Origin of the sequence: Alkalibacter mobilis (assembly GCF_015594845.1) — a bacterium.
GTDB lineage: Bacteria > Bacillota > Clostridia > Eubacteriales > Alkalibacteraceae > Alkalibacter > Alkalibacter mobilis.
Genome location: NZ_JADNRK010000046.1, coordinates 1 through 6,396 on the forward strand (window position 1 = coordinate 1; position 6,396 = coordinate 6,396).

Annotated in this window: 7 protein-coding genes; all 7 read right to left on the reverse strand. The window is 39.4% G+C overall.

The window, feature by feature from the left end; all coding sequences use genetic code 11:
• Positions 1 to 383: 383 nt before the first annotated feature.
• Positions 384 to 1,469: an adenosylcobinamide amidohydrolase gene (locus IWB18_RS12095; protein ID WP_195683879.1), complete on the reverse strand. Its 1,086-nt coding sequence runs from the start codon at positions 1,467 to 1,469 to the stop codon at positions 384 to 386.
• 188 nt (positions 1,470 to 1,657) lie between these two features.
• Positions 1,658 to 2,419 carry an ABC transporter ATP-binding protein gene (locus IWB18_RS12100; RefSeq protein ID WP_195683880.1) on the reverse strand — a complete coding sequence of 254 codons (762 nt, stop codon included), beginning with the start codon at positions 2,417 to 2,419 and terminating at the stop codon, positions 1,658 to 1,660.
• On the reverse strand, positions 2,416 to 3,468 hold the full coding sequence (locus tag IWB18_RS12105; protein ID WP_332310695.1) for a FecCD family ABC transporter permease: 1,053 nt from the start codon (positions 3,466 to 3,468) through the stop codon (positions 2,416 to 2,418). Before IWB18_RS12105 ends, IWB18_RS12100 begins: the two co-directional genes overlap by 4 nt.
• Positions 3,469 to 3,473: 5 nt before the next feature.
• A complete protein-coding gene (locus tag IWB18_RS12110) occupies positions 3,474 to 4,226 on the reverse strand; it encodes an ABC transporter substrate-binding protein (RefSeq protein ID WP_195683881.1) in 753 nt (250 codons plus the stop codon).
• Positions 4,214 to 4,600 (reverse strand): ABC transporter substrate-binding protein, encoded by a 387-nt coding sequence (locus IWB18_RS12115; protein ID WP_195683882.1) that lies wholly within the window; start codon positions 4,598 to 4,600, stop codon positions 4,214 to 4,216. Before IWB18_RS12115 ends, IWB18_RS12110 begins: the two co-directional genes overlap by 13 nt.
• 6 nt (positions 4,601 to 4,606) lie before the next feature.
• Positions 4,607 to 5,134, reverse strand: a complete 528-nt coding sequence (locus IWB18_RS12120) for an FmdE family protein (RefSeq protein ID WP_195683883.1) — start codon at positions 5,132 to 5,134, stop codon at positions 4,607 to 4,609.
• Entirely contained in the window at positions 5,112 to 5,957 is an 846-nt protein-coding gene (locus IWB18_RS12125) for a class I SAM-dependent methyltransferase (RefSeq protein WP_195683884.1), read from the reverse strand. The genes IWB18_RS12120 and IWB18_RS12125 overlap by 23 nt, the downstream gene beginning before the upstream one ends.
• Positions 5,958 to 6,396 lie beyond the last annotated feature (439 nt).

Below are 6,396 nucleotides of genomic sequence, written 5' to 3' on the forward strand. Positions count from 1 at the left end.
ATGAGCAATCTGTTTTGTTTGGTGTGCCGTGTAACTTTATAAGTACCCGGGTTTGCGAGTATTTAAACATAAAAATACATTTTTGTTCTATTATTAATTAGATCCTTCGACAGGCTCAGGATGACGTAGACTATATTAAAAATCGTCATTCTGACCGAAGTGTAACGAAGAGAAGATTCTACTCATGTGTCATTGGTTATGGAGATCCTTCACATTCGTTCAGGATGACGTAAACTATGTAGATCCTTCGACAAACTCAAGATGACATTTCATACTATATGAACAGATCCTTCGACAAGCTCAAGATGACAAACTTTATATTGTCTCTTTGCTTTGTTCAGCATAAAGCCTTTTACTTCTCTTCGTTTTGTTCAGGATGAGCATCAATATGAGGCTCGAGTTACAAGGCCTTCACAAAACAAGTCTACCATTTTTTTTATCAATGATCCTTGGTCTGCTTTTATTTCAGTATTGATTCCAATAGATTTCGGGTTCACCCTTCTCAATAAAATATTGCATTCATTTATAACTTCAGCACTTGAAAGTAATCCCCAACTTAATTGATCCATAAGATGAACAAATAAGGATGCTATTGAGATAAGTTCGGGGTCATTATCCAACTCTGATATCCTGCTTGTGATTTCCAATCCAGTAGACTCAGGAACCATTTTTTTGATTTCATCGGCCAGTCTTTCCCTTCCAAGACCGAAACGTTCGATCTTTCTGAGCACGCTATGCTGTTTTTGGGATGTTAGTCCAGCATATAGATCCAACGCTTCACTGACTGCTTCTTTGACCGTTATTCCGATAAGCTCTCCGAGTTTGCTGTGCTTGCCTGCAAACTTCATTATGCTTTCAGATTTTGGGTTGCAAATCAAAATCGTCTCATCTGTGCCAGTTCCGGTTGCAAGCCCACTGGAATACACGCTTCGAGCCTGAAGCTCTTGCAGTGCAGCCGTTTTAGCTTCAGTCGCCGTCACAATTGCCCTTGTCATAGTTCCATTTGGCAAGTCTGCATCAACAAGTAAAATAATGTTTATCGTACCAGGTTGAATTACAACTACTTCTCCCTTTCGTTCATGGAAGTAAGCTGGATCGCCAACTCTGCCTGCATTTCCATCAATTCCGGCAGTAACTATCGCAGTTACCTGTAAATCTTCGTATATCGAAGACTTTATGGAGACATTTATCATTGGCACTGTAGTTGAAATCGCCGCTGTCTTATCCGGATCCACATTTAACTCCTTAGCTATAAATCTTAAATCATCTTCATAGGTGTCCGATCGTTGGCAGTACGTCGAACCATCTTCAGGGTTAGAATCAAAGTTCAATATCGCCTTTAAGTCTTCTCTGAAACCTCCATTTAAATGCGCGGTTGACAACACCTTTCTTTTGTCAATAAATTCAACGATTATGGCCTTGTTGTATCGATGAACTTTGTCTCCAGTTGAGAGTTCATGAATCTGCATTTATCTGCCTGCTTTCTTGGATAAAATTGTTCTATATTATGTAGATCTTTCAAATTAGTCTCAAGATGACGATGTCTGCTTGGACACGTAATATTATAACTTAGTCGTATAAGTTTTCCAATAATATATTGAGAAAATCCTTTTCTACTCGCAGGATCACGGAGTGTGTGTGAATGGAAAACTTTTTTTTACAGAAGAGGCATTGGTATAATAACAGGTACGCCACGCACTACTTCCACAGCTACTTCCATTCCATAGACTATTTTCATTATCTCAGGTGTTACTACTTTCTTATCTCCATAAGCAAGGATTTTTCGATTTTTGACAAAGAGAAATCGATCGCAATAGCGTAAAGCCAAGTTCAAATCATGTATAACTATTATCACAGAAATTTGCTCTTCTTTTGCAATCTCTCTGACTCTCTCCAATACTTCGTACTGATTGTTCAAATCCAGACTGCTTGTCGGTTCGTCCAATAAAAGCACTTTAGGTTGTTGCACTAAGGCTCTGGCCAGCATAACTTTTTGCACTTCTCCTCCAGACAGTTCATCAACATATCGCGTTTCAAAAGATGTCAAACTCATTCTTTTCAAGACCTGTTTTACCAATTGATGATCTTTCTTAGTTGGTTCAAAAGCAATATAGGGTTTCCTCCCCAGTAGTACAGTATCATACACGGTCACCCGCTCAGAAGGATTTTTTTGTGAAACATAAGCCATTGACTTGGCAATGTCGTTGCGGCTGAGCGCATTCACATTTTTACCTTCCACCAATATTTGTCCATCTTGTGGTTCCAGTATCCTATTCAAACATTTTATCAACGTACTTTTACCAGCTCCATTGTTACCCAGTACCGCCGTACACAAGCCAGGCTCCGCTTGAAATGAGATCTCATTTAATACATGATTTTTCTTATTATAATAAAATTCAAGATCTTTTACAAAAATCATCGACTTCCCACTCCCTTAAACAAAAGATATAGAAACAAAGGTGCTCCTAGAAAGGAAGTAATCGCTCCTATGGGCAAAATGATTGGAGCTACAACTAACCTTGCAATAACATCGCTCACCAACAAAAGCAATGCACCGGTCAGTGCTGAGGCCGGCAGCAAATATCGATAATCATTTCCCACAAATCGACGAACCAAGTGCGGTGCTATCAATCCTATGAAATTTATGATGCCAATGTATGAAACGATGGTGGCTGCAGTTAGTGATGAGACGAACATTCCCGCCATTCGCAACCGTTTCACGTGCACTCCCAAACTTTTTGCAGTTTCTTCGCCGTGTTGCAATGCATTGAAATTCCACCTATTCAACAAGAAAAAAATCAGCGCTACCGCAACAACAACACTCATAACAAGGATTTCTCTCCATCCTGTACGACCCAAATCTCCAAATGTCCAAAAAACAACCGCCGCTACTTTGACATCCGCTGCAAAATACTGCAACAATGTGGTAGCTCCCCCAAACATGGTACTAAGGGCTACTCCGGAAAGTATCATGGATTCCGGAGTAACTTTTCGAAACTGGGATAAACCCAGAATCATAATGGTGCTTATCATTGCGCTGACAAATGCACACAGAGAAACAGTATATGGATTGGAAATTGTTATGCTATCTATGGTTTGACTCTGCAAACCGGCTCCCAAAACAATGATTGCAAAGGAGGCCCCAAATGCGGCTCCTTGTGCAATGCCTAAGGTGGATGCAGAGGCAAGGGGATTCTTCAGTAGAGCTTGCATTACACATCCTACCCCAGCCAAACCTATTCCTGCTACTACGGCAGTTACAACTCGCGGCAAACGAATGTTAAAAAGAATTATTTCAGATTGATTGCTACCCATTCCCACTATCGTGCGAAAAATCTGATTTAAATTCAAACCTGCAGAACCAACACAAATTGCAAACACCGAAAACAAAACAACGCAGACAATCAGACCAATCATAAATACCCATTTGTTTCGCAAATATCTCTCATATGTTCTAGCATTCTCCACTGATTTCACTCCCCAATGGCAATTCTTCGAAATTCATATCCGTCAGCGGCCATTCGATCGTAAAAAGGCTGTCCGAGCATAATAGTAAAAATTTCATCCGCTTTTTCAACAGGATCGATTTCAGAAAACTGCTGGGGGTAAATGACTTTGCCTGCATAAAAAGCATTGGCAATCGCCAATTCCATGTTTGTCCAATTGTAATTGTAAGGGATCTGCGTGTGAATTTGCTTGTTTTTCACTGCAGTTAAATTCTTATAGAATGCTTTGTTTTTTTCATAATCATCGTTAACAAGATTCATATTGGCCGGGTTTAGAAAAATTATATCCGGATCCCACATTGTTACTTTTTCTAAATCTACTATAAAAGCTCCTTCTTCACCGGTTTCGTCCACAACATTAACAGCATTAATAGCCATGAACGGAGGATACTGAGAGTATGTTCCTTCAAAGCCATGAGCTCCTCGATAACTTACCGCTCCAGTATAAACCGACGGTTTCTCGTCTTCCGGTATATTACCGGCCAAAAGATTCAGTTCCTCCTCCCATCCCTTTATTGAGTCAATAACTGAATTAACATGTTCTCCTTCACCCAAGATGTCACCGACCAACTGCAAGGAGGTATAGAAGCTTTCATCAAACATTCCATCAGGATAAATACCAATAGTAGGTATCTCTGTTTTTTCCGCAATGTCCGTCAATGTTTCTTCATCGGTCAATCCGATGATCACATCGGGATTCAAGCCAATCAACTCTTCCATATATGGAACATCATTGGCACCTCCACTTCCACAGATGCTAAATTTTTAAAGTGTTCAGCATTGATTACGCTATAGGGCATGGCCGATACGTTTTGTTTGTCCATATCAGTTACTCCTACCAGTTTATCTGCACAACCTACGTATGTCAGGATCCTAGCAGCACCTCCTACGGCGGCTACCGTTTTAACTTCACTTGGAATTACCACAGACCTTCCAAATATGTCGGTAACGACTCTAGTTCCTGATTCTTCATCATTATTGGAATCATTTCCATCACTGCTTTCTCCAGAAGCAGCTGTGCACCCTGCGAATACAAATAAGACAACTAAAATCAAACATACAATGCGAATCTCACTTACTTTTCTTATATTCATTCCTTTCTACCACCCTCTATTATATTCACTAAAGCAATCCAGACATACCGTCTTTCCATCCTGATGGCGCATCTTGTGATCAGGTGCCCCTTCTCCGCATGTTTCACAATACAAAGTTTTGAAAATTCTAGCCTCTTCAGGCAATTCATACTTTGGTTGAGAGAGTTGAAAGACTTCTTCGGCAGGTGTTTCCAAGATGTGCTTTCTCCATTTTTCCCTATCCATTCCGCTAATGTTTTTAGCTTTAAAATACAATCGGAGTTTTTCTCCGGTCTTTCTATTATAAAAAGAATATGCTTGCTTTCCCGTCTTGCGATGCAACAAATTCCCCTTGCCAATGGTGCAGGAGAACAACGCTTGAACCGCATCTACTCCACATGCATCATTTTCAGTGATGCATACAATTTGCTCATCCTCTGAAACTCCAATGTTCATCTTTTCCATGGCGATTTCGCAAGCCCTAAAACCAATGGCCAATCCCGGGCAAACGTGGCCATGAAAGTCAACCGCCTTATCCCATAATTTCTGATTCATTGTCTTTTTCCTCCATATCCCAATATAATGTAGTAATCGTCGTGTTTACAGATTCTTCGATAAAACCATCCTTTTCCATCGAATCGATATAATCACGCAACTGTTTTTCCTCCAACTCCGTTATCTCTCGGTAAGTTTTTACTCTATTTATATATAAGCCATATGCTTCTTCTTTTGTTTTTTTAAGATTCCAATTTTGCTTTTCATAGTGAAAGCAGGGCAACACACCTAGATCCCATAGTATATGAAAGGCATTTGCAATCATTTTGTCACTGATTTCTGTTCTTTCTTCTATCCCTGCCAATTTCTTGATTTCATCAGACAAGGGATCCTTTCTATGAGTTGGTTTCGACAATACGCACCATTTTTTGCTTGCTTCTGACAATTTTATAAACGTATCTTCACATTGTATCGCCGGCGTATTATGGGCGATAACCAAATCAAATTTTTTTATAAAATCTTCCTTTTCCAAGTCCAACTCGTGCCAGTCCATACAGTGAAATTCAACGTTTTCTAATCTACTCTCTATTGCTCTTTTATTTGCCAATTCGATCATTTTAGGTGAGAGATCCACACCAACAACATTTTTACAATACTTCGCTAAAACCACGCTATAAGTCCCTGCACCGCATCCTACATCTAAAATTGACAAGTCATCATGGATCATATTATTCGTTTGAAGTAGTTGAAGAAAAGAATCTTCTTCAAAATTCGGAAGCATTTTGTCCATAAAACTTTGTGCCATAGAATCCCATAGATCAATGTTCGCTTGTTTTATTGTTTTTCTTTTTTGCCAGTTTGTACCTGTTAGCAATTCACTCATTTTTTCTCCCCTTTCACAAAAAAAGAAAGCCCTTTAGGCTTTCTAGCTCTTATTTTAACTTCGCGTCAAAATACATGCATTGATAAAGTTCAAAAGTATTAATATCAAAAGCACTTCTGTGCTCTATTTTCGTTAATTTTATCACGATTTGTATCTTTAGTCAATCTGTATCAATTGAACAACTTGTTTCAACTAAATTTTGAATATATAAAAGAATAGTTGGAGGAGAATATGATTGATGAGATCCTTCGACAGGCTCAGGATGACGAGGCATGTTAATTAAGAAGATCCTTTGACAGGCTCAAGATAGCGGAATTTATCATCCGCCATTCTGAAGGAATGTGATGAATCTGCATATTTGAGGTGATCCTTTCAGCAGGCCAGGATGACGCAGCAGTTGTCTTCTTCAAAAAAAGAAAAAACCCTCGGTCATAAGACC

What these genes read in the sequence shown, in the direction of transcription:
- IWB18_RS12095 (WP_195683879.1), bottom strand. Translation starts at nt 1,469, where the DNA reads ATGCAGATTCATGAACTCTCAACTGGAGACAAAGTTCATCGATACAAC.
- IWB18_RS12100 (WP_195683880.1), bottom strand. Translation starts at nt 2,419, where the DNA reads ATGATTTTTGTAAAAGATCTTGAATTTTATTATAATAAGAAAAATCAT.
- IWB18_RS12110 (WP_195683881.1), bottom strand. Translation starts at nt 4,226, where the DNA reads ATGGAAGAGTTGATTGGCTTGAATCCCGATGTGATCATCGGATTGACC.
- IWB18_RS12115 (WP_195683882.1), bottom strand. Translation starts at nt 4,600, where the DNA reads ATGAATATAAGAAAAGTAAGTGAGATTCGCATTGTATGTTTGATTTTA.
- IWB18_RS12120 (WP_195683883.1), bottom strand. Translation starts at nt 5,134, where the DNA reads ATGAATCAGAAATTATGGGATAAGGCGGTTGACTTTCATGGCCACGTT.
- IWB18_RS12125 (WP_195683884.1), bottom strand. Translation starts at nt 5,957, where the DNA reads ATGAGTGAATTGCTAACAGGTACAAACTGGCAAAAAAGAAAAACAATA.